The organism is Paraclostridium dentum (assembly GCF_012922555.1).
Lineage (GTDB): Bacteria > Bacillota > Clostridia > Peptostreptococcales > Peptostreptococcaceae > Paraclostridium > Paraclostridium dentum.
Map to the genome: position 1 here is coordinate 687,487 of NZ_WIPK01000001.1, position 22,184 is coordinate 709,670.

The 22,184-nt window shown below is 26.7% G+C and carries 23 protein-coding genes; 20 read left to right on the forward strand and 3 right to left on the reverse strand.

Features of this window, described 5'->3' with window-relative positions; translation table 11 throughout:
- Positions 1–95: 95 nt before the first annotated feature.
- The 7 genes from GFJ41_RS03155 (at position 96) to GFJ41_RS03185 (ending at position 6,447) form a co-directional block, all read left to right on the forward strand.
- On the forward strand, positions 96–1,100 hold the full coding sequence (locus GFJ41_RS03155) for a LacI family DNA-binding transcriptional regulator (RefSeq protein WP_021430547.1): 1,005 nt from the start codon (positions 96–98) through the stop codon (positions 1,098–1,100).
- Between the two features lie 12 nt (positions 1,101–1,112).
- Positions 1,113–2,021 carry a ribokinase gene (gene rbsK, locus GFJ41_RS03160; RefSeq protein WP_025161931.1) on the forward strand — a complete coding sequence of 303 codons (909 nt, stop codon included), beginning with the start codon at positions 1,113–1,115 and terminating at the stop codon, positions 2,019–2,021.
- Between the two features lie 4 nt (positions 2,022–2,025).
- Positions 2,026–2,421: a D-ribose pyranase gene (rbsD, locus tag GFJ41_RS03165; protein WP_025161930.1), complete on the forward strand. Its 396-nt coding sequence runs from the start codon at positions 2,026–2,028 to the stop codon at positions 2,419–2,421.
- A 31-nt stretch (positions 2,422–2,452) separates the two neighbouring features.
- Entirely contained in the window at positions 2,453–3,943 is a 1,491-nt protein-coding gene (gene rbsA / locus GFJ41_RS03170; RefSeq protein WP_170074592.1) for a ribose ABC transporter ATP-binding protein RbsA, read from the forward strand.
- Positions 3,944–3,945: 2 nt separating this feature from the next.
- The gene (rbsC, locus tag GFJ41_RS03175; protein ID WP_021430551.1) at positions 3,946–4,914 is read left to right on the forward strand and encodes a ribose ABC transporter permease; all 969 of its coding nucleotides are present in this window, start codon (positions 3,946–3,948) and stop codon (positions 4,912–4,914) included.
- Between the two features lie 15 nt (positions 4,915–4,929).
- Complete coding sequence (gene rbsB, locus GFJ41_RS03180) at positions 4,930–5,823, forward strand: ribose ABC transporter substrate-binding protein RbsB (RefSeq protein WP_021432808.1); 894 nt, start codon at positions 4,930–4,932, stop codon at positions 5,821–5,823.
- A gap of 117 nt (positions 5,824–5,940) precedes the next feature.
- Positions 5,941–6,447 (forward strand): PaaI family thioesterase, encoded by a 507-nt coding sequence (locus tag GFJ41_RS03185; protein WP_021430553.1) that lies wholly within the window; start codon positions 5,941–5,943, stop codon positions 6,445–6,447.
- A 147-nt stretch (positions 6,448–6,594) separates the two neighbouring features.
- Here the strand turns inward: GFJ41_RS03185 and GFJ41_RS03190 are convergent, their stop codons facing one another.
- Positions 6,595–7,416 carry a nitroreductase family protein gene (locus GFJ41_RS03190; RefSeq protein WP_170074593.1) on the reverse strand — a complete coding sequence of 274 codons (822 nt, stop codon included), beginning with the start codon at positions 7,414–7,416 and terminating at the stop codon, positions 6,595–6,597.
- A gap of 179 nt (positions 7,417–7,595) precedes the next feature.
- Here GFJ41_RS03190 and GFJ41_RS03195 point away from each other — a divergent pair, with 179 nt between their 5' ends.
- The 4 genes from GFJ41_RS03195 (at position 7,596) to GFJ41_RS03210 (ending at position 12,370) form a co-directional block, all read left to right on the forward strand.
- The gene (locus GFJ41_RS03195) at positions 7,596–8,489 is read left to right on the forward strand and encodes a LysR family transcriptional regulator (RefSeq protein ID WP_170074594.1); all 894 of its coding nucleotides are present in this window, start codon (positions 7,596–7,598) and stop codon (positions 8,487–8,489) included.
- A gap of 34 nt (positions 8,490–8,523) precedes the next feature.
- Positions 8,524–9,786: a hypothetical protein gene (locus GFJ41_RS03200; RefSeq protein WP_170074595.1), complete on the forward strand. Its 1,263-nt coding sequence runs from the start codon at positions 8,524–8,526 to the stop codon at positions 9,784–9,786.
- A 113-nt stretch (positions 9,787–9,899) separates the two neighbouring features.
- Positions 9,900–10,841, forward strand: a complete 942-nt coding sequence (locus tag GFJ41_RS03205; RefSeq protein WP_150885605.1) for an L-lactate dehydrogenase — start codon at positions 9,900–9,902, stop codon at positions 10,839–10,841.
- A gap of 785 nt (positions 10,842–11,626) precedes the next feature.
- Positions 11,627–12,370: an FtsZ/tubulin family protein gene (locus GFJ41_RS03210; protein WP_025161925.1), complete on the forward strand. Its 744-nt coding sequence runs from the start codon at positions 11,627–11,629 to the stop codon at positions 12,368–12,370.
- Between the two features lie 99 nt (positions 12,371–12,469).
- Here GFJ41_RS03210 and GFJ41_RS03215 read toward each other — a convergent pair whose 3' ends face one another.
- Both GFJ41_RS03215 and GFJ41_RS03220 read right to left on the reverse strand, forming a co-directional pair.
- Positions 12,470–13,000 (reverse strand): hypothetical protein, encoded by a 531-nt coding sequence (locus tag GFJ41_RS03215; RefSeq protein WP_035116390.1) that lies wholly within the window; start codon positions 12,998–13,000, stop codon positions 12,470–12,472.
- Between the two features lie 71 nt (positions 13,001–13,071).
- The gene (locus GFJ41_RS03220) at positions 13,072–13,899 is read right to left on the reverse strand and encodes a sulfurtransferase (protein ID WP_170074596.1); all 828 of its coding nucleotides are present in this window, start codon (positions 13,897–13,899) and stop codon (positions 13,072–13,074) included.
- A 204-nt stretch (positions 13,900–14,103) separates the two neighbouring features.
- On the opposite strand from GFJ41_RS03220, the gene GFJ41_RS03225 reads away from it, so the two are divergent.
- The 9 genes from GFJ41_RS03225 (at position 14,104) to GFJ41_RS03265 (ending at position 22,074) form a co-directional block, all read left to right on the forward strand.
- Positions 14,104–14,292: a hypothetical protein gene (locus tag GFJ41_RS03225; protein WP_170074597.1), complete on the forward strand. Its 189-nt coding sequence runs from the start codon at positions 14,104–14,106 to the stop codon at positions 14,290–14,292.
- Positions 14,293–14,331: 39 nt separating this feature from the next.
- Positions 14,332–15,318, forward strand: a complete 987-nt coding sequence (locus GFJ41_RS03230) for a GIY-YIG nuclease family protein (RefSeq protein WP_170074598.1) — start codon at positions 14,332–14,334, stop codon at positions 15,316–15,318.
- Positions 15,319–15,509: 191 nt separating this feature from the next.
- Positions 15,510–16,751: a peptidase U32 family protein gene (locus GFJ41_RS03235; RefSeq protein ID WP_170074599.1), complete on the forward strand. Its 1,242-nt coding sequence runs from the start codon at positions 15,510–15,512 to the stop codon at positions 16,749–16,751.
- Between the two features lie 121 nt (positions 16,752–16,872).
- Positions 16,873–17,406, forward strand: a complete 534-nt coding sequence (locus tag GFJ41_RS03240) for a GNAT family N-acetyltransferase (RefSeq protein ID WP_035116384.1) — start codon at positions 16,873–16,875, stop codon at positions 17,404–17,406.
- Positions 17,407–17,521: 115 nt separating this feature from the next.
- Positions 17,522–18,544 (forward strand): YkvI family membrane protein, encoded by a 1,023-nt coding sequence (locus GFJ41_RS03245; protein ID WP_052169155.1) that lies wholly within the window; start codon positions 17,522–17,524, stop codon positions 18,542–18,544.
- Between the two features lie 145 nt (positions 18,545–18,689).
- Positions 18,690–19,973 carry a sensor histidine kinase gene (locus GFJ41_RS03250; protein WP_035116380.1) on the forward strand — a complete coding sequence of 428 codons (1,284 nt, stop codon included), beginning with the start codon at positions 18,690–18,692 and terminating at the stop codon, positions 19,971–19,973.
- A 102-nt stretch (positions 19,974–20,075) separates the two neighbouring features.
- Positions 20,076–20,768: a DUF3298 and DUF4163 domain-containing protein gene (locus GFJ41_RS03255; RefSeq protein WP_170074600.1), complete on the forward strand. Its 693-nt coding sequence runs from the start codon at positions 20,076–20,078 to the stop codon at positions 20,766–20,768.
- Between the two features lie 48 nt (positions 20,769–20,816).
- On the forward strand, positions 20,817–21,047 hold the full coding sequence (locus GFJ41_RS03260; protein ID WP_021430586.1) for a YgjV family protein: 231 nt from the start codon (positions 20,817–20,819) through the stop codon (positions 21,045–21,047).
- Positions 21,048–21,183: 136 nt separating this feature from the next.
- Entirely contained in the window at positions 21,184–22,074 is an 891-nt protein-coding gene (locus GFJ41_RS03265) for a fascin domain-containing protein (RefSeq protein WP_035116379.1), read from the forward strand.
- Positions 22,075–22,184: the final 110 nt, after the last annotated feature.

The following is a 22,184-nucleotide window of genomic DNA, read 5'->3' on the forward strand; positions in this document are numbered from 1 at the left end:
GCATTAATTGGATATAGTGTGATATATTAATAAAAAAGGATAACCGGTAACCCTAAAAGTAGTACACTATACTAAAATTTTGGGAGGGGATTTATGTGGTAACAATTAAGGATATAGCAGAGTTAGCAGGGGTATCAAAAACTACAGTATCAAAAGTGTTAAACAATAAAGATGAAAAAATAAGCGATACTACACGAAAAAAAATTTTAGATATAGTAAAAGAAAAGAACTATAGACCTAATAAAATGGCTCAAAGTTTAGTAACAAAGAAAACTAAAACTATAGGAATTATTATTCCAGATATAAGAAATCCATTTTTTACAGATATAGTTAGGGGCGCAGAAGACAAGGCTGTTAAAGAAGGATATAATATTATCCTTTGCAACACAGATGAAAATGTAGAAAAAGAAATAAAAGCATTCAATACATTAGCAGATAAAATGGTAGATGGAATTATATTTGCTCCATCTTCTAAAATAGATTTAAATTCAAAAGAGTATAACTTATCAACTAAACCAATCGTTTTAGTTGATAAAAAACTAGATATTAAAAACTTAAAAGGTATCGTAAGTTTAGACAATGAAGAAGGAACTTATTTAGAAATAAATCACCTAGTAGGAAATAATCATAAAAAAATACTTTATTTAAGTGGACCTTTAAAAAATGAAATTGCGAGAGATAGATTAAAAGGTTATAAAAAAGCTTTAAAAGAAGCAAATATTGAATATGATGAAAAATTAGTATTACAAGGTGAATATTCTTTAGATTGGGGATATGAAATAATCCAAAGTTTAAAAGATATAAACTTTACGGCTATATGTGCAGCTAATGATTTAATAGCAATAGGAGCTATCAAAGCTTTAAAAGAAAGAAATATACATATACCAAAAGACATAAGCGTGGTTGGATTTGATGATATTCAAACTTCAAGTATAATTGAACCGCAACTTACAACTATAAATCAGAATTCATATGATATGGGATATGAATCAGCTAATATATTAATAAAAAATTTAGAAAAAAAAGAAGTTAATGATATAGAAAAAATGATTTTTAAGCCAGAACTTATAATAAGAAGTTCTACATCTCAAAAACTTTAGAGGAGGACGATTATGAAAAAAATATGTGTAATAGGTAGTTTAAACATGGACTTAGTAGTGAATGTTGATAACATGCCTAAAAAAGGACAAACATTAATAGGAAGCGACTTTAAGGAAGTACCAGGTGGAAAAGGTGCAAATCAAGCTGTAGCAATGGCAAGACTTGGTGGAGATGTAACTATGATTGGTAAAGTTGGGACAGATAGCTTTGGACAAACTTTAATAGATGCATTAAAAAATGATAATGTAAATACAACTTACGTACATAAAGAAGATGGTCCTACTGGAGTTGCGATGATAACTGTTGATAAAAATGCAGAAAATTCAATAGTAGTAGCACCAGGAGCAAACTTTAAAGTAAAAGAAAATGATATCGATAAGAATATTGATGCTATAAAAAATAGTGATATAGTAGTAGTTCAACTTGAAACACCACTTGAAACTATAAAATATGCACTAAAATCAGCTAAAGATTTAGGTAAATATACAATTTTAAATCCAGCACCTGCTGTTAAATTAGAAGACTCAATAATCAAGAATGTAGATTTACTTACACCTAATGAAACAGAGTTAGAGATTTTAAGTGGAGTAAGCATAAATTGTGAAGAGGATATATTAAAAGCTGCTCAAACTATGATTGAAAAAGGTGTTAAAGAATTAATTGTAACATTAGGATCTAAAGGAAGTTTATATATAAATAAAGAAACATCTATGTTTAAAAAATCATATAAAGTAGATGCAGTAGATACTACAGCAGCAGGAGATAGTTATACTGGAGCTTTATCTGTAGCTTTTTCAAAAGGAGAAAATATAGAGGTTGCTATGGATTTTGCATCAAGAGTGGGAGCTTTATGTGTTACTAAAGAAGGTGCACAAAGTTCATTACCAACTCTAGCAGAAGTTGAAAGATTTAGGGGGTAAGGACATGAAAAAAGGCAAATTATTAAATAGTGAGATTTCATCTGTTATATCTCAAATGGGACATACAGACAGTTTAACTATAGGAGATTGTGGTCTTCCTATACCAAAAGATGTAAAAAGAATAGACTTAGCTCTTAAATATGGAGTTCCAAGTTTTTTAGATACATTAGATACAGTACTTGAAGAATTATGTGTAGAAGAAATAATAATAGCTGAAGAAATAAAAGAAGCAGCAGAACAAATGTATAAAGAAATATTAAATAGATTTGAAAATGTAAAAGTTACAGTGGTAAAACATGAAGAGTTTAAAGTTATGACAAAGGATTCTCATGCTGTAATAAGAACTGGAGAATGTACTCCATACTCAAATATAATATTAAAATCAGGCGTTGTATTTTAGAAAAATTTTGTAAATCGAAAGGAGCACCTATATGAACAATCCAATTTTGCAGATGAAAAATATAGTTAAAGAGTTCCCTGGAGTTAAAGCACTAGATGGAGTTAACTTAGAACTTTATCCAGGTAAAGTAATGGCTTTAATGGGGGAAAATGGTGCAGGTAAATCAACACTTATGAAGGTATTAAGTGGTGTTTACAAAAAAGATGGTGGACAAATATTCTACAATGGAAACTTAGAGGATATAAAAGGACCAAAAGATGCACAAGAAAAAGGTATAGCAATAATACATCAAGAGTTAAATTTAATACAAGATTTAACTATAGGTGAAAATATATTTTTAGGAAGAGAACCTAAAAAAGGATTTAAAATAGACTTTAAAAAGTTGTATGCAGAATCTGATAAATATTTAAATAAACTAAATATAAAAACTAGTTCAAAAGAATTAGTTGGTAATTTAAGTTTAGGACAACAACAAATGGTAGAAATAGCTAAAGCTTTATCTTTAGATGCAAAAATAATTATAATGGATGAACCAACAGATGCTCTTACGGATAAAGAAACAGAAAGCCTGTTTAAAGTAATAGAAGATTTAAAGAACGAAGGAAAAGCAATAGTATATATATCTCATAGATTGAAAGAAATATTTGAAATATGTGATTACATAACAGTTCTAAGAGACGGTAAATATGTAGGTAGTGAAGAAATCTGCAATTTAGACGAAGACAAAATGATAGAAATGATGGTTGGAAGAAAACTTACAGATCAATTTCCAAGACATGAAATTGAAAAAGGAAATATTGTATTAGATGTGAAAAATCTTTCAAATAGATATGTAGACAATGTATCTTTTAATGTTAGAAGTGGAGAAATTATAGGGATTGCAGGTCTTATGGGAGCGGGAAGAACAGAACTTGCAAAAACTATATATGGAGACATAAGAAAAGAAAGCGGACAAGTTATTGTAAATGGTAAAGAGGTAACTAATAAGTCGGCAAAAGATGGATTAAAAAATAAAATAGCATATGTATCTGAGGATAGAAAAGGAGATGGTTTAATTCTTTCACTATCTGTTAGAGAAAATATGACAATATCATCATTAAATAGTTTATCTAGCATGTTTAGATTAAATAAAACTAAAGAAAATGAACAAGTAAAAGACTATATAAAAAAAATGAATATAAAAACTCCAACTGAAGAACAAATAATTAAAAACTTAAGTGGAGGAAATCAACAAAAGGTTGCAATAGCTAAGGCTCTAATGACAGACCCTGATGTACTTATACTTGATGAACCAACTCGTGGAGTTGACGTTGGTGCAAAAAAAGAAATATATGATCTTATAAATAAATTTAAAAGTCAAGGGAAAGCAGTAATAATGATATCTTCTGAAATGCCAGAAATACTTGGGCTAAGTGATAGAATATTAGTTTTAAGTCAAGGTAGATTAACTGGAGAGTTAGATATTAAAGATGCAACTCAAGAAAGTATATTAAAATATGCAGTTACAGTGAAGGAGGCTTAATTATGCAAGCTAAAGTGAGTCAAGAAAATAAACAAATGGATTTAAAAAGTATATTAATAAAGTACAAATCATTAGTTGGATTATTATTATTAATAGTTGTAGTTTCAATACTAAGTCCATCATTTTTAAGTAGTAGAAACATATTGAATATACTTAGACAAACATCTGTAAATGCTATAATTGCAGCAGGTATGACGTTTGTAATTTTAACAGGAGGAATTGATCTTTCTGTAGGATCTGTTCTTGCTTTAAGTGGGGCTTTTGCAGCATCTCTTTTAGCATCAGGTCAAAGTATAGTAGTTGCTGTTATAGCAGCTATAGTATGTGGAGCAGCAGTAGGATTTTTAAATGGATTTGTAATATCTAAAGGAAAATTACAACCATTTATAGCAACACTTGCAACAATGACAATACTTAGAGGTGTAACATTAGTGTTTACAGATGGAAAACCTATAACTCTAGGAAGTAATGGTTTAGCCATGGCATTTGGTAAAATAGGTGGAGGAACAGTATTTGGAATACCATCACCAGTTATCATAACTATATTAGTATTTGTAGCATGTTATTATATATTAAATCACACTAAAATGGGTAGATATACATATGCATTAGGTGGAAATGAAGAAGCAACTAAGTTATCAGGACTTAACACAGATAAAATAAAAATATGGGTATACACTATAAGTGGTATATTATCAGCAATAGCAGGTATTATAATAACTTCAAGATTATACTCAGCTCAACCTACAGCAGGTACAGGGTATGAACTAGATGCAATAGCAGCAGTTGTACTTGGAGGAACAAAGCTTACTGGAGGAAAGGGTAAAATAAGTGGAACGATAATAGGTGCACTTATAATAGGTGTTTTAAGTAATGCTCTTAACATATTAGATGTATCATCTTATTATCAAATGATGGTTAAAGGTATAGTTATATTAATAGCTGTACTATTAGATAGAAAAAGTAACTAAGAAAGGAAGATAGGAATGAAAAAATTTCTTTCAATAATGATGACTATAGTTTTATCAAGTTTTATGTTGGTAGGATGTAGCCAAAAAGAAGACGGAACTAAAAAAATAGGACTTATAGTATCAACACTAAATAATCCTTTCTTTGTAGATTTAAAAAAAGGTGTTGAAAAAGAAGCAAAAAAACTTGGATATGAAGTCGTAGTATTAGATTCTCAAAATGATCCGGCAAAAGAAGTATCTAACATGGAAGATATAACTGTTAAAAATGTAGATTTAGTATTACTAAATCCTGTTGATTCAGATTCAGCAGTAGCATCAGTTATGATTGCAAATAATGCAGATTTACCAGTTATGACTGTAGATAGAATTGCAAATGGTGGTAAAGTGGCATCTCATATTGCATCAGATAACATAGCTGGTGGAGATATGGCTGCTAAGTTTTTAATTGATAAATTAGGTAATAAAGGAAACATTGTTGAACTTGAAGGTATAGCTGGATCATCAGCAACAAGAGATAGAGGTAAAGGATTTGAAGATGGAATAAAAGGAAGTAACTTAAAAATTGTATCAAAACAATCGGCAGATTTTGATAGAACAAAGGGACTTACTGTTATGGAAAACATCATTCAATCTCAAGGGAAAATAGATGCAGTATTTGCACAAAATGATGAAATGGCTTTAGGAGCATCAAAAGCACTTGCAGATGCAAATATGAAAGATGTTTTAGTTGTAGGTTTTGATGCAACAGATGATGCTGTAGATGCAGTTAAAAAAGGTGATATGGCAGCGACAGTAGCTCAACAACCAATACTTATAGGTGAAACAGCAGTAAAAGAGGCTAATAAATATTTACAAGGTGAAAAGGTAAAAGATTTCGTACCTGTTAAATTACAGTTAGTAACAAAATAAAAAAATACTAAGATGATTTTATCATCTTAGTATTTTTTTTATTCCTTCTTACATTGAGGTTTTTGTTATGCTATAATACTAAATGAATTAGGAACTTATAAAATTGGAGGTAAGACTATGAAGCATAAAATTATAAAAAAACAAAATATAAGTAGTAATTGCGTAGTTTGTGGAGTTGATAATGATTTAAGTCTTAAAGCTAATTTTTATGAGCTAGATAATAATGAATTATTAGCAATATGTGATACTAAAGAGTGGCACCAAAGTTATCCCGGAAGAATGCATGGTGGTATGTCTGCTGCAATATTAGATGAAACTATAGGTAGAGCTATAACTATGTTAGATGGAGAAGTTTGGGGAGTTACTGTTTCTCTAGATTTAAAGTATAAAAAGCCTGTCCCAACAGATTGTACTATAAAAGTAGTTGGAAGAATAACTAGAGATACTAGAAAGTTATTTGAAGGAACTGGAGAAATTATATTACCGAATGGTGAAGTAGCTGTAACTGCAAAAGGAAAATATATGAAGTTACCGGTAAGTAGAATTATAGAAGACGAAGATGATTTAGCAAGAGAATGGTTAGAGGCAGAAAATGAGGAAGACATGGAATACATAGAATTATAAAAATTATACTTGAATTTATTTATTAAATGGAGTATTAAAAAATAAGTAGCTAAGGATTAGATTATAAGTTTTATTAATTTTGTAATCTAAATAAAAATTATAGTCTAATCCTATGAGACTTGTTATTTTAATACTCCTTTTTGTTATCTATTTCCAAGATATAACAGCGTCTTTTCTAGGTACAGTTCTTTGATACTTTACACTAGGATAGCCAATTATCATACAATTAACTATATGCTGATTTTCAGAAAGACCTAAAAATCTCATGATTTCTTTATTTTCTTGAGCTGCTTTTATAAAAAATCCACTAAAGAATGTTCCAAGGCCTAAGGCATTAGTCATAAGTTCCATATTGGAAGATGCTAGAGATGCATTAACAGGTGAATCAGAAACTACTAGAATTACTGCTGGAGCATTAAAGAATAAACCATCTCTTCCAGTAGGATTCGCTTTATAAGCATTGTACATATTAATCCACATCTTTGCATATCTTTCAAAAGGTTTTGTTTCATCATTTAAATTTTCTAATAAAGTTGTTCCTAAATTGTATAAGCTGTTAAAGGCCATTTCTTTTAATTTCTCTATATTATCTTTTACAACTACATAAGAAACATTTTGAGAGTTGGTAGAAGTTTGAGTGAATCGCCCTGCTTCTATAATTTTATTTATTTTTTCAATTTCAACGTCTTGTTTCTTGAAATGTCTAACACTTCTTCTAAATTTTATGAAATTAAGTAAATTATCTTCATTTATAGTAAAACTATCTTTATCATAATTTAAAACTTCGTCCATATTATAATCATCTGTTGATACTGCATTTTTAGGACAGATTGCTATGCAATGTCCACATTTAAAGCAACTAACATTTTTAATTTGAGCTTTGCCATCAACAAGCTCTATATCATTAACAATACAATCTTTTATGCAAAGGCTACACCCTATACATAAATCCTTATCTACTTTCATCATAATTAATACCTCCTAAAAAATAAAAGTTTTGACTAATCAATAAATAAAATTTATAATTCTATATGACTATCAAGTATGTTTGAATTTGATTTATACTGATTATACCATCATAAAAATATTTATGTCTAATTCAAATTTTTCATATAACTATAACTTTTAGTTATAAAAAGGAGTGTATTATGAATTTACAACAATTAGAGTATTTTAAGGTTATAGCTGAAACAGAAAATTTCACAAAGGCTTCGAAAGAACTTTCAGTAACTCAACCAGCACTAAGCAAGGCTATTTCCAAATTAGAAGAAGAGTTGAAAGTTTCACTTTTTGAGAAAAAGGGTAGAAATATAAAGCTTACAGAATATGGAGAAGTATTTTTAACATACTCTAATAAAGCTTTGATTGAGATAGAAAATGGAATTAAAACTATAGGTAACATGCTTACTGAGAAAAATGAAACTATATTTATATCATCTACACCAAGGATAGGTGGATATTTTATGCATCTTATAATAAGTGATTTTTTAAATGAATACCCAAATGTAAAGTTTCAATTTAACCAACAGTCAGCCCAAGAAGTTATAAATGATTTAAGTATAGGAAACATTGATATAGGGTTTTATGATAGTAAAGATATAGATGAAAATAAATCTGAGATTGAATCTATACCTGTCAAAAAACAAGATTATGTTTTAATAGTACCCAAAAAACATAAATTTGCAAGTAGAAACGAAATATCTTTAAAAGAATTAAAAAATGAATCTTTTATAGCATTTTGTGAGAATACTAAAGAAAAACTTATGTCATATACTGAAATATTGGGATATGCACCTAAAATTTCAATTCAGCCAGATGGTGCAAATATTGGAAGTGCAGTAGAGGGGCTAGTATCTATGGGAGCTGGAATTTCTATAGTGCCAAACACACCTATGATTAATAGTAATACTTTATCAATTATAAATATAAAGGAAGACATAAAAGAGAGAACTATATATATGGGGATTTCAAAGAAATCTAAAATTAGCAAAGTAGCTACGAAGTTTAAAGAATATGTAATTAGTTCAGCTAATATTAAATAAATTTAAAGAATTAAATAATGGGGAGATGAGCATTTTGAAGTTAAATAAAAAATGCGTAAGTATTATAATTATAGTATTTGTATGCACGTTTTTTATATTAGGAAATATAGCTGTGGACTTTTTTAAAGTAGAGCACTATAGCAAGATAAATAATATTGTAGATGATAACTTAGGATTATTAAAATATAAAGTAAGTAAAGAAGAAAGAGGTGAAGTTGAAAAATTAATATCTATAGGCAACTATTTAACTTTTAAAAGGATTGAAAAAAATAAAATTCAACCTAGTTTTTTAGAGAGTTCAATATATAGTTTAGTAGATAATAAATTAAATGAATATACAATAAAGTATTTATTAAATGGTCACGAATATGAAAACTATGAACCTGATAATTCGGAGGGACTTCAAAAAGATAAAACTTTAAATAAATTAAAGGGAATTTTAAGTGAAAGTGATTATAAAACTTTAAAACAGTTAATAGAAGATTACAATCAAGGTGATTATGAATCTATAGATAAAATGCATGACATTTTATCTATATACAATAAAAAGAATGCAGATGTAATTGTTATGTATTTAACTGAAAATAGTTCTTTAGATTTGAAAGCATCTTTTGATATAACTAAAAATTTAAATTTAAAGTATCGATATATAAAAGGATTAACCCCAGAATATTTAAATGATAAAGAAAGTGAAGAATATAAAAATATATGGGAAAAAATAAAATTTATTTTACCTAATAAAGGATTGGAAAATTTTGATGAACTTTATCTTACAACTGATGGGAAACTTAATGAGTTAGCTTCAGTTAAAGTAAATAATAATAGTGGAAGTAGATGGATAATGAATATAGATCCAGAGGATGTTGTATTTAAAAATAAAAATAAATTATTTTATGAAACAATATTACATGAATATTTTCACTATATGACTCTAAATGATAAACAAGTAAAATATACAGATAACTATAATATGAAAAATTACTGCGAAGAAGGATTAGTATCTAATAAAAATTCGTACATAAATGATTTTTACAATGAGTTTTGGAAAGATATATTAGAAGATAGAAATATAAATAAAGAAAATTTATACTTCTATGATAGACATAAAAACAGTTTTGTTGATGAATATGCATCAACAGATCCGAGTGAAGATATAGCTGAAGCATTTAGTTATTTTGTACTTAATGATAAGCCTAAAGGAAATAGTATTAAGGATCAGAAAATAAACTTTTTCTATAAATATAAAGATTTAGTAGAGTTAAGAAATCAATTAAGAAGCAAAATAAATACAATTTGATATTATAAAAATTAAATTAAATTAAATTAAAATAAAATTTATGGTTTATATTTTTTGTTTAATGAAATCATATTAATGTGTATTAATAATGTGATTAGCATAGGAGGAAAAAAATGAAAAATAAAGTTGTAATCATTGGAACTGGAATGGTAGGCATGAGCTATGCTTATTCAATGGTAAATCAAGGAACTTGTGAAGAATTAGTTCTAATTGATATAGATAAAGATAGAGCTCAAGGTGAGGCTATGGATTTAAATCATGGGCTTAACTTTGGAGATAGAATAATGAAAATATATGCAGGTGATTATAAAGATTGCTCTGATGCATATATAATATGCATTACGGCTGGGGCAATACAAAATGAAGGAGAAACTAGATTAGATTTATTAAATAAAAATACTAAAATAATGAAAAATATAATAGGTAATATAAAAGAATCTGGATTTAATGGCATATTGTTGATTGCAACAAATCCAGTTGATATAATGACATATGTTGCTTATGAATTATCAGGTTATGAAAAAGGAAAGGTTATCGGGTCAGGAACTACACTAGACTCATCTAGACTTAGATATATGTTAAGTGAAAAGCTAGATGTTAACTCTAAAAATATACATGCTTATGTAATGGGAGAACATGGAGACTCTCAATTTGTTGCATGGAGCTATGCATTACAAGGAGTTCAACCTATATATCAAATAGCATCTAAACACAGCAATCTAACTTTTGATGATCTTGATAAAATAGAAGATGAAGTTAGAAATGTTGCTTATGAGATAATAAAAAGAAAGAAATCAACGTACTATGGAATTGGAATGGCTTTAACAGCTATAACAAAAGCTATATTAGAAAATGAAAATAGCATTTTGACGGTATCATCGTATTTAAGAGGCGAGTATGGTCATAATGATGTATATATAGCTGTACCTAGTGTAGTAAATAAAAATGGAGTTGAAAGAGTTATAGAATTAGCATTAGACAAAGAAGAAAAATCAAAGTTTGATAAATCTATATGTATAATGAAGGAAAATATTAATAAAATAGATTTTGAATAATTAGATTACTTATTAAATAGAAAAAAGAAATTAAAGGAGTATGATGTTGCATACTCCTTTTTTTATTTGAATTAAAAAAGAATAAAAAAATTTTTAAAAAAGGTAGAATTCTAACTATCTTCTGCATATATTAAAGTATAATGAAATATAAAAAAAATAAATTGCAAATAAGGAGAGATATAAAAAATGTTAGAATTCAGTGAAATGGTGTATTTTGGATATGAAGAAGAGTTAAATTATGACTATTCACCAGATTATAAAACAGAGTAAAATGAAATAAAAAATAATTTTGTTTTAAAAAAATAAAAAATATGATTTGAAATTTTGGAAAAATTCAAAAAATATATTGCAAACCAAATATTGGATATGATAGAATTAACTTAATAAGTTGCAAAATTAAAAATAAGGAGGTAAGCTATATGGAAAATGTAGTTATGTTAGATCACTTTGGATATGAAATGGAAATAGATTATGATTATTCACCAGATTATGAGGTTGAGTAACAAAAAAGTCTTTTAAAATTTTAGGAGGACAAAAGAGGTGTATACCACGAGTTTAAATACGTAAAAAGAGCTATCAGTCATTTATTAGATAGCTCTTTTTTATTATATACATATGTTTATTTAAACTTCAAATGCAATTTTAAAAAGTAAATTTACTTATGAAAGTTAACACTTTACTATAATGCATAATTTTAGTAATATAGTACTAGAAAGTTATAGAAAGTTAATAATAAAGTTATTACTACTAATAAATTATTAATTAAATTAAGGAGCAACAATATTATGAATTTTAACAATAAGTATGCAAAAATAATAGGTGTAAGTGAAGATGGGATAAAAAATCTTGAATACATAGTGAACTATAAAAATAATAAAGAAATATTAGATACAGAAAAAATATCTATAAATCAAGATATAGATAAAGATTATGCAGCTAAAATTTTAGATGAAATTGAAATAGTTTTTATTACGTATAATTCAAAAGAACAAAGAACATGTGATATAGTGAAAGCTATAAATTATATGGCAAAAGAAAGAAGAATTGTATCTATTGGAATTGATGTTAATCAAGATGAAAAGAAAGTTGAATTTGATTTCAATGCAGAGTTTGTAATGAGAGATAATAACTCTACTTTAATATGTGAGTTAATTGATATGATGGTAGAATCTGTTTCAGAAGAATGTACTATAAATATAGATTTAACAGATTTAAAAGAAATTTTATCAAAAGAAAAAGGGTTAGCTCATGGATTTGTAGAAAGTGATAATTCAACAAGTAAAGAAGAATTAGTAGACATGCTATTTGATACTATAATAAAAACTAATGATGAATTAACAAAGAAAAAAGGAATAGTATTTATAAGTCTTGGAAATGAATATTGTAAAATTGAAGAAGTTTTATCTATATTAAATGAAGTATTAGAAAATATTCAAGGTAAAATTGATGGAAAATGTGACTTAATATTCACACTTGCTTTAAATGAAAATTTAAATGATAAGATTAGAATGGGAATATTATATAACTAATAAATAAAAAATATAAGTTTTATCAACTTAAATTTATTTTAAATTTAGGAAGTAAAACTTATATTTTTTTATTTATAATATATCTGATTTCAAATATTATTATCTGAAATCAGATATATTATTATCTATAGTGATAAACTGAAGTATGCTATGTAAAGGAAGTTTTTTGCTCTCTATTCCCATTCCAAGTTGTTCAAAAGAGTGCATAGCAGACATACTGTATGTTTTTAAAATTCCTTCTTCTAATTCATCTAAATGTTTGTATACATATACTTTCATATCATCTATAGACTTTAAAGATTCTATTTCATCACCACGTAAAACATGTTTGAAGATTTCGAAGCCTTCACCTTTAGCACCCCATAAGAAAATTCTAAAAGTAACTAAAGATCTTTCTAGATATAAACCACAACTAATTGAATTCATATGATTTATATCCTCATATAAATGTTGATTGAAATCTATAAAACCACTAGGCATTATTTCAAAAATTTTATCATCACTGTAATCTAAATCGCTTTTAGATAATTTTTCATGGAAATCTACATATCCATTACTTGATATTAATACATCAGCAAATTTGCTTTCTTGTAAAAATACTTTCTCGCTAGTTAAAAATTCTTTTTTCATGACTTTCTCCTTTGTTGTTATAATTTACTATGATATTTTAACATATTAAAAAAATATTTCAAAATCAAATACTAAAATAGTGATTCAACATCATTTTCATCATAGCTAACCCAATCACTCATACTTCCTATATAAGTTTTAGCATTATAAGATAGTTCATCTAGCAAAGTATAATTTATACAGGCTTCTATGCAGGATCCGCAATAAGTTATAATTTCCTTGTTTTTTAAAATAGAAAAATTTTTATCAATGAAATTTAAATCTTTAATAAAACCATTGTCATCTATATTATTATGCCAAGGTATATTAATTGCGCTAGGTATATGACCAGGCTTTTTATAAAGTGGTTCTATTTCTCCAGTATATCTACTATTATCCCTGCAATCTACTAAAACTATGTTAGTATTTTTAATTGATTCTCGTACATAATTTATATCACATATCATACTTGTATCGGGTGATAAGTTAAAAGTTTTGGGCTGTAATAATGAAGGGATTTCATTTGTAATAGGAAGATTATTATCTTTCCATGCTTTGAAACCTCCATTTAGTATATATACATTTTTATACCCCATATGTTTTAATTGAATAAAAGCGCGTGGAGAACTATATAATTTTTCGTCGTAAACTACTATTGTAGAGTTTTGATTAATTCCAAATGAAGATAATTTGCTTTGTAAAATATTGTTGTCTGGAAGAGGTCTAGCTCCACCGTGAATTTGAGGAGCACCACAAATATCTTTATTTATATCAAGAAAAAGAGCATTTGGAATATGGGATTCTTTGTAGGCAATATACCCTGAAAACTCATCGAATAAATCGAATCTGCAATCTATTAAAAATAGAGAAGTAGGGTCTTTGAAATTAACTATAAAAGAACAATCAACGAAATTTTTCATGAACACACCTCCGATATTTTTTATAATTTAATGATAACACTTAATTGGTAAAAATTGTAGTTATTAAATAAATTATGAATATAATTACCTAGTAGGAATATATAAAATATATCCGATATCAAAATTAAACATTATTATAATTTGCAAATTAAGTAAGATAAATATAAACTATTAGTGAATAGATGTAAAGAAACGAAAGGATCAATGCCCTTATGGGCAAACATAGCAACCAAAGAACAAGCTAAAGCAGTTAGAGATAATGTAATGGATGAAAATAAATTTATACAAGTTCCTACGACTAGCAAAACTGATAACTCAAGGTATAACTGGAAGGGCCCTGTATGGTTAGACCAAGCTTTATTTTTAATAGATGGTCTGCTACTTACTATTTAATATATACAGAAGTATTATAATACATTAAAGGAGATTTATATGAAGTTAAAAGATAAAGTACAATCTTTACCTGAAACACCAGGCGTATATTTTATGAAAGATAAAGATAAAAATATAATGTATGTAGGAAAATCAAAAGCTTTAAAAAATAGGGTATCTCAATATTTTTTACCATCATATAATCCATCAAAAAAAATTACAAGAATGATTAAATTTATAGATGACATAGAAATAATAGAAACTGATACGGAACTAGATGCATTGGTATTAGAATGTAAGCTTATAAAAAAACTACAACCTATGTACAATACCCTTTTAAAAAACGATAAAAAATATGCGTATTTAAAAATAAGCACCAACGAAGATTACCCATGTGTGGAATGTGTTCCAGAGAATAATTGTGATGGATTATATTTTGGACCATATACATCAATTCAAAAATTAGAAAACATAGTAGAAGTTTTGAGCAAATACTTTAAATTAAGAACATGTAAAGGTAGTAATAAATTAAAAGGGTGTATAAATAGTGATTTAGGATTTTGCATGGCACCATGTAAAATCAAAAACAATAAACAGTATAGTTATTCTATAAATAAATTGATAGATACGCTTAATGGCGTAAATTTAGACCTAATAAATGATTTAAATAAAAAAATAATAGAATCAGTGAATACGTTGGATTTTGAAAGAGCGTCAAAGTACAAAGAAAACTTAGATTGTATAGAACTTATTTTAAGTAGAAGTGAAGTTATAAATTATATTAAATCAGAAAAGATAATAATAACATCTATAGATATTGATTGCACTAGAAAAAAAGTGTATATAATTAAGGGAAAAGATATAATGTACTCAAAAGTAGTAAAAAAAGATTTTAATGGCAAAAGTTTAAAAGAGCATTTCTATAAATGTTTTGAAGAAAATTCTTATATTGAAAAAAATAAAAATTATATAGAAAAAGAAGATTTAGACATGGCTAGTACAATATATAATTACTTAAAAAGTAAATCTAAACTAGATTTTATTTAGACACTTTGGTATAATAAAATAGTTTCAGTATAATTTTAAAAAAATAGATTATCGAAACTATTTTATGGGTATAAATTAAATATTTAAAATATAATAAAAAATACTATATATAGCCCTCTTTAAAAATAAGTATAAATCAACTAATTTTAAAGAGGGTGTTTTAGATAATAATATCTTATAAAGGAGACGCTATGCAAAGAATAGAATTATTAGCACCAGCAGGTGATTTAGAAAGATTAAAAACAGCATTTATATATGGAGCGGATGCCGTTTATATAGGTGGTGAAATATTTGGAATGAGATCTGCTGCTAAGAACTTCAATAAAGAAGATATGGCAGAAGGTGTTAAATTTGCGCATGAAAGAGGCAAGCAAGTATTTGTTACTGTAAATATAATACCTAGAAATGAAGAGTTTGAACAGTTAGAAGCTTACTTAAAAGAACTTGAAGAAATAGGTGTAGATGCGGTTATAGTAAGTGATCCAGGAGTATTTAGCGTAGTTAAAAAAATTGTGCCAAATATGGAAATACATATAAGTACTCAAGCTAGTACAACTAATGCTGCATCAGCTACATTTTGGTATAATCAAGGAGCAAAAAGGGTTGTTATGGCAAGAGAGTTATCTTTTGAAGAAATAAAAGAGATAAGAGACAATTCTCCAGAAGGTATGGATATAGAAGCATTTATACATGGCGCTATGTGCATGTCTTATTCAGGAAAATGTGTAATAAGTAACTATACAACAGGTAGAGATGCTAATAGAGGAGCTTGTGCACAATCTTGTAGATGGAAGTACACATTGGTTGAGGAACAAGAAAATGGAGACTATGAAAAAGTCTTAGATGATGTAGATGCGGAGTTTTTCTTTAATACAAAAGATATGTGTATGATAAACTATATTCCACAAATTATAGAAAGTGGAATAAACAGTTTTAAAATAGAGGGAAGAATGAAAACTGCATACTATGTAGCAACTACGGTTAGAGCTTATAGAATGGCTATAGATGAGTATATGAAAGATCCTGAAAATTGGGAGTTTAATCCGATGTGGTTAGAAGAACTTAAAAAAGGAAGTCATAGACATTTTAGTGAAGGGTTCTACTTAGGAAAAACATCTACTAGAGATCAAAACTATGAATCTGCATCGTATGTAAGAAACTATGATTTTATAGGCGTAGTTAGAGGACATGAAGAAGAAAGTGAACTAGTTATAGTTGAACAAAGAAATAGAATGTTTGTAGGAGACGAAATAGAAATAATAGGGCCATATAAAGAAACAATGTATGGCAAAATTTTAGAAATGTACAATGAAGAGAATGAACCTATAGAATCTGCTCCACATGCAAAACAAATAGTAAAAATGAAATTAGACATACCGGTTGAAGAACATTATATGTTAAGAAAGCCAATAACAACTATAAATGTATTATAATAATAAAACCAGAAGTTATATTTAGCTTCTGGTTTTTTATTATTATAATATATAAACGTATTGAAAAATAAAATAATTAATAATAATATAGATATATACAAACCTAAGGGGGCAATAAATTATGAATATAGCAATTATGAAAAATAATCAATCAATAACTTTAAGAGAATCCACAAAGGAAGATGCACAAAGTATTATAAAGTTTTATAATACTGTAGGAGCTGAAACTACATATTTATCATTTGGAGGAGATGAATACAATGTAAGTTTAGAACAGCAAGAAGCTATGATTGAATCAACTAATTCATCTGATAATAACTTTATGATACTTGCTTTAGTAGATGATAAAATAATAGGAATAGGAACGATATCATCAAATCAAAAGAAAAAAGGTAAGCATGTAGGTATATTAGGTATAGTAATAACTGAAAAATATTGTGATTTAGGACTTGGAAAAATAATGATGGATTGTTTAATAGACTGGTGTAGAGATAATAAAATAACTACAAAGATATCACTTTCAGTAAGAGAAGATAATCCAAGAGCTATAGCTCTGTATAAAAAATGTGGATTTGAAGTAGAAGGTATATTAAAAAATGAAACTTATATAGATGGAGAATTCTTTAATATAGTTTGTATGGGGATGATTTTGTAATTTAAATTAATTAAATAAATTAAGTAATATAAATAGCCCCCCTCCTATATATTAGTACTATAGTTCTAATATATAGGAGGGGGTTAAAATTACTAAAAACATAAAAGAGATAGTTTTGCTATCTGGGGCATTTTTATCGGTATGTATAGGATCCGGTTTTGCTACAGGTCAAGAAATACTACAGTTTTTTTCATCTCAAGGGAGTAAGAGCATATTATCAGGAATTGTATGCATGATTATTATGATGTATTGTGGATCAAAGTTATTTATAATAGGAAAATCAAAAAAATTAAAATATAGTAATGATATATTTTTATATTTATTTGGCGAGAAATTAGGCCGTGTATTTAAAATAATAATACCAGTCTTTTCACTTTGCAGCTTTATAGTTATGATTGCAGGAGCAGGAGCTGCTATGAATCAATACTATGGAATAGACAAAAATCTAGGCGGATTATTACTTGCAATTATAACTATGATATCTGTTATATTAGGTATGAACAAAGTAATAGATATATTAGGGAGTATAGGTCCAATAATTGCAATAGTTGCAATAGCTGTAAGCTTAAAAACTATAAATATAAACTATGAAAATTTATATAACATAGATTATATAGTGAATAACTTAGAAATGACAAAAGCTATTGATAGTTGGCCTATAGCAGCTTTTGTATATAGTGGACTGAATATAATCTTTGCAACACCATTTCTAGTAGGAGCAGGAAAAACTGTACATAATATAAAGAACTGTAAATATGCAGGTATTATAGGTGGGTTAATACTTATATTATCTGCTATGTTTATAAATATAGCTCTTTTATCAGATATTCAAAATACATATAATCAAGAAATTCCAACTTTATATATGGCAAAACAGATATCTCCACTAGTTGGAAGTGTTTTTTCTGTAATACTTATAGCTGGTATATATACTACAGCAGCTCCACTTCTTTGGAATGTATGTAGCAGTTGTTATTTAGAAAAATCAAAAGGTTTTAATATAATGGCTGTACTTTGTACTATACTAGGGATAATGGGAGGTATGCTTCCTTTTTCATATCTTGTAAGTTTTATGTACCCTATATCAGGGACTATAGGAGTTTTAATAATTATATCTTTAATTTTTAGAAAGTGTTAACACTTTCTTTTTTTATTTTTAATATAAAATTACGAAATACAAATAAATATATAATGTTTAGTTTAAATATGGAAGAGTTTGAAAATTTATGTTAATATTTAAACTAAAGGGGGTGGGGAAGATAGATATTGTCGACTTAATTTTCATGGGGATACCAGAGGGATTAGTATTTTTTACATCACTGAGCTTAATAGTAGAAAAAAGAATAAGAAAAATACAAATACTTTATATGTCATTAATATACTCGGTTTTATGCTATTTTATAAAAAATATTTTTCCAAATGGTATAAGTACAATTATTGTCATAGGAATAATAATTACGATTATGCAGATTTTTTCAAAAGTAAAGTTTATAAGATGTGTAGTCACTACTATAATCACAGCATCAACATTGTTTTGCTTGGAGATAATATCCGTAACATTTATAAATGTTATAGGGGTTAATTTAGACTATGTTTTAAAAAATCAGATTTTAAAAATTTTGATATACTATATCCCTATATCTATTATGTTCATGTTTATAAATATGTTTAAGTATCAAAAATTTATTAAGGAAATTGATAGTACTAGTAAGGTGTATAAAAGTAAAAAAATAGAAGGACTAATATTTTATATAAGTACTTGCATAATTACAGTTGTTGGAATCGTTGTATTTATTGTATATGAAAATAAAAGTTTGAAATATGAGATTTCACAATTTTTAACATTGTTTTTGATGTCTGGATTTGTTTTAATCCTTTCAGGAATGTTATTAGTACTTATAAATTATAATAAAAGAAAAGCTTTAAATGAAATCCAACAAAATCTTATGCAAAATAACTTAAAACAAATGGAAGATACTGTTGATGCATTAAGAATGCAAAGGCACGATTATATGAATCACTTACAGGTTATATTAATGCAAGTATCAAGTGGAAAAAACGAAGATGCTAGAAAATACATACTTGGATTATCGGAAGATGCAAGTAGTGGGTTAAGTTGTTTTTGTACAGGAAGTTCATATATGGATGCAATTTTAAATACTAAAAAGAGAAGAGCTTTAAGATATGATATACAATTAACTGCGTGTATAGATAGTATATTAGAAGATATAGAACTATCAGATTCAGAACTTAGTTCAGTAATTTTAAATATAATAGATAATGCTATAGATGAATTAAAGAAATACGATAAAGAATATAAATATATCCATGTTGATATATATAGTGATATAGACTACCATAATATTTCTATAAAAAATAACGGTAGTAAGATTAAAGATATGAAAAAAATCTTTGAACTTGGATACTCATCAAAAGGTAAAAATAGAGGATTTGGATTGTACTCAATTAAAAAATTATTAGAATCTCATAAATGTAATATTGAGGTCTATAGTGATGATATGGAAACTGAATTTAGTATTCAAATACCTATAATGCAAAGAGCGTAAAACGCTCTTTTTTTGTGATTAAATAAAATCTAGGTTTAATTTTAAACAAATTTATAAAATCAACATACTCTAGTATAGACGTTATTATGTAGGAGGTTTTATATGGACAATAAGATTGAATGTAAAATTAATAATTCTTGTGTAGGGGAATATCTACTAAAAAAAGAAACGGAGTTTTTAAAATATGAAATTACTTATCCTAAGATTTTAATTTATCCTAAATATATTTATCATAATGATTATAATAAGGAAATAATCCAAAGTATAAACACAATAATTTATAATGATATAATTAAATTTAAAGATAATTTAGAAAAAGAATCGCTGAACTATAAAAAAATTTATGAAAAAGGAGATGTTAAATTTAAATATGAAGGCTATTCAAACTTTGATGTAACTTATGATAAAAATAATTTTATAAGCATACCCGTTGAGTTTTACGAGTTTACTGGCGGAGCACATGGTATGACTTACTTGGAATCTTACAATTATGATTTAGATACAGGTGAGAAAGTTTTATTAAATGATTTATTTAAGAAAGGTGTAGATTATAAAAAAATTATCAATGCTTATATACAAAGTTATATTGAAAAAAACAAGGAGATATTCTTTGAAGGAAATGAGGGATTTAAAGGTATAAAAGATAATCAAGAATTTTATATGACTGATGATAACTTAGTAGTATACTTTGAAATTTATGAGATAGCTCCATATTATGTTTCAATTCCTAAATTTAATATTCCTTTAAAAGAAATTGAACAATATTTAAACCTTAAATATATATGCATACAATAAAATAAAAAAAGTAACACTAATCATAATTATATAAAAAGGAGTAGTTTTATGTTTAGTGTTGCACCAATTGAATATGTAGGGTATTTAGCTTCTGTATTTATAGTAATTTCACTAATGATGACATCTATAGTGCAACTTAGAGTGATAAACTCTATAGGATGTATTTTATTTGTCATATATGGTGTAAGTGTAAATGCATATCCAGTGGCTATATCAAATTTTCTTATTGTGCTTATTAATTTTTATAATTTATATAAGTTATCTAGGAAAAACAATTGATAAAACAAAATGACTTATAATTTTAAATTATAGGTCATTTTGTTTTGAATTATAAAATACAAATAGAAACAAAAATATATTCATTTCATATATTAGAAATAGAACTTATTATAAAAAATGTGTAGGGGGTTTTAGCGTGAATGATAATAATATACACTTGATGTATTTTAAGTATTTATATAAAAAGGGACTTATAAGTAAAACTACTTATGAAAAAGCAAAAAGGGATTTAAATGATAAGAGAAATAAATTAGTAACTATAAAGTCAACTTTTAATGAAAATTATGTATCTGTAAATGGAGAAGATGATAGGTTAATAGCTAATAAAGAAGATAGCCAATTATCAGATAGGTTTATTTTACAAGATATAGATAATGGTAATGTTTTAATTCAAACTCAAGAAGGTTATTATATTAAAATAGATTCTAAAAATGATTTTTTATTTGCATCGGTTCAAGAAAAGGAAAATGCAACAATATTTACTTTAATGCCTATAAATGATAAAGAAGTAGCATTAAAATCAGATGGTGGATACTATGTAAAAGTAGAAACTAATGGATATTTAGTAGCTAACGATTTAATTCAAAACGAAAGGACGTCTTTTAAAATCAAAGAAGTAACTAAAATAGAGTACACTGATATAGTAATGATTTCTGTATCAGAAGAAAGGTTTGTTACCGCAATAGATGGTGGTGGATCATACTTATCGGCAACTGAGTTCAATCAAACCGCTAATGAGGAATTTAATATTTTACAATTTTTAGATGGTAATGCTATTATACAAACCCAAAAAGGATATTATGTAAGGATAGGAGAAGGAGGCTTATTAATAGCTGATACGAAAAAAATGGAAGAAGCTTCATTATTTAGAGGAGAAAATACAGGGGATCTTTCTAAAGTCTTAAAAACGATAGATGGAAATATTGTAAGAGTTAGGGATACAGACAAATACTTAGTTGCAGATTCAAAAGAAATAACCGAAAGTAGTAAATTCAATATTTATAAATCTGTTAGACCTGGCAATTAGATAAATTTTAGAATTATTCATATTAAGTTCATATTAAATTCATAAAAGTGCATTATTATTTAAATATAGGATATACCTCCCAAATAAGTAATAATACAACCCTAAAAACA

Excerpts from the sequence above, each read along its gene's own strand:
- rbsK (WP_025161931.1), top strand. The coding sequence starts at position 1,113 with ATGAAAAAAATATGTGTAATAGGTAGTTTAAACATGGACTTAGTAGTG.
- rbsD (WP_025161930.1), top strand. The coding sequence starts at position 2,026 with ATGAAAAAAGGCAAATTATTAAATAGTGAGATTTCATCTGTTATATCT.
- rbsA (WP_170074592.1), top strand. The coding sequence starts at position 2,453 with ATGAACAATCCAATTTTGCAGATGAAAAATATAGTTAAAGAGTTCCCT.
- rbsC (WP_021430551.1), top strand. The coding sequence starts at position 3,946 with ATGCAAGCTAAAGTGAGTCAAGAAAATAAACAAATGGATTTAAAAAGT.
- rbsB (WP_021432808.1), top strand. The coding sequence starts at position 4,930 with ATGAAAAAATTTCTTTCAATAATGATGACTATAGTTTTATCAAGTTTT.
- GFJ41_RS03185 (WP_021430553.1), top strand. The coding sequence starts at position 5,941 with ATGAAGCATAAAATTATAAAAAAACAAAATATAAGTAGTAATTGCGTA.
- GFJ41_RS03190 (WP_170074593.1), bottom strand. The coding sequence starts at position 7,416 with ATGATGAAAGTAGATAAGGATTTATGTATAGGGTGTAGCCTTTGCATA.
- GFJ41_RS03195 (WP_170074594.1), top strand. The coding sequence starts at position 7,596 with ATGAATTTACAACAATTAGAGTATTTTAAGGTTATAGCTGAAACAGAA.
- GFJ41_RS03205 (WP_150885605.1), top strand. The coding sequence starts at position 9,900 with ATGAAAAATAAAGTTGTAATCATTGGAACTGGAATGGTAGGCATGAGC.
- GFJ41_RS03210 (WP_025161925.1), top strand. The coding sequence starts at position 11,627 with ATGAATTTTAACAATAAGTATGCAAAAATAATAGGTGTAAGTGAAGAT.
- GFJ41_RS03215 (WP_035116390.1), bottom strand. The coding sequence starts at position 13,000 with ATGAAAAAAGAATTTTTAACTAGCGAGAAAGTATTTTTACAAGAAAGC.
- GFJ41_RS03220 (WP_170074596.1), bottom strand. The coding sequence starts at position 13,899 with ATGAAAAATTTCGTTGATTGTTCTTTTATAGTTAATTTCAAAGACCCT.
- GFJ41_RS03225 (WP_170074597.1), top strand. The coding sequence starts at position 14,104 with ATGCCCTTATGGGCAAACATAGCAACCAAAGAACAAGCTAAAGCAGTT.
- GFJ41_RS03230 (WP_170074598.1), top strand. The coding sequence starts at position 14,332 with ATGAAGTTAAAAGATAAAGTACAATCTTTACCTGAAACACCAGGCGTA.
- GFJ41_RS03235 (WP_170074599.1), top strand. The coding sequence starts at position 15,510 with ATGCAAAGAATAGAATTATTAGCACCAGCAGGTGATTTAGAAAGATTA.
- GFJ41_RS03240 (WP_035116384.1), top strand. The coding sequence starts at position 16,873 with ATGAATATAGCAATTATGAAAAATAATCAATCAATAACTTTAAGAGAA.
- GFJ41_RS03250 (WP_035116380.1), top strand. The coding sequence starts at position 18,690 with ATGGGGATACCAGAGGGATTAGTATTTTTTACATCACTGAGCTTAATA.
- GFJ41_RS03255 (WP_170074600.1), top strand. The coding sequence starts at position 20,076 with ATGGACAATAAGATTGAATGTAAAATTAATAATTCTTGTGTAGGGGAA.
- GFJ41_RS03260 (WP_021430586.1), top strand. The coding sequence starts at position 20,817 with ATGTTTAGTGTTGCACCAATTGAATATGTAGGGTATTTAGCTTCTGTA.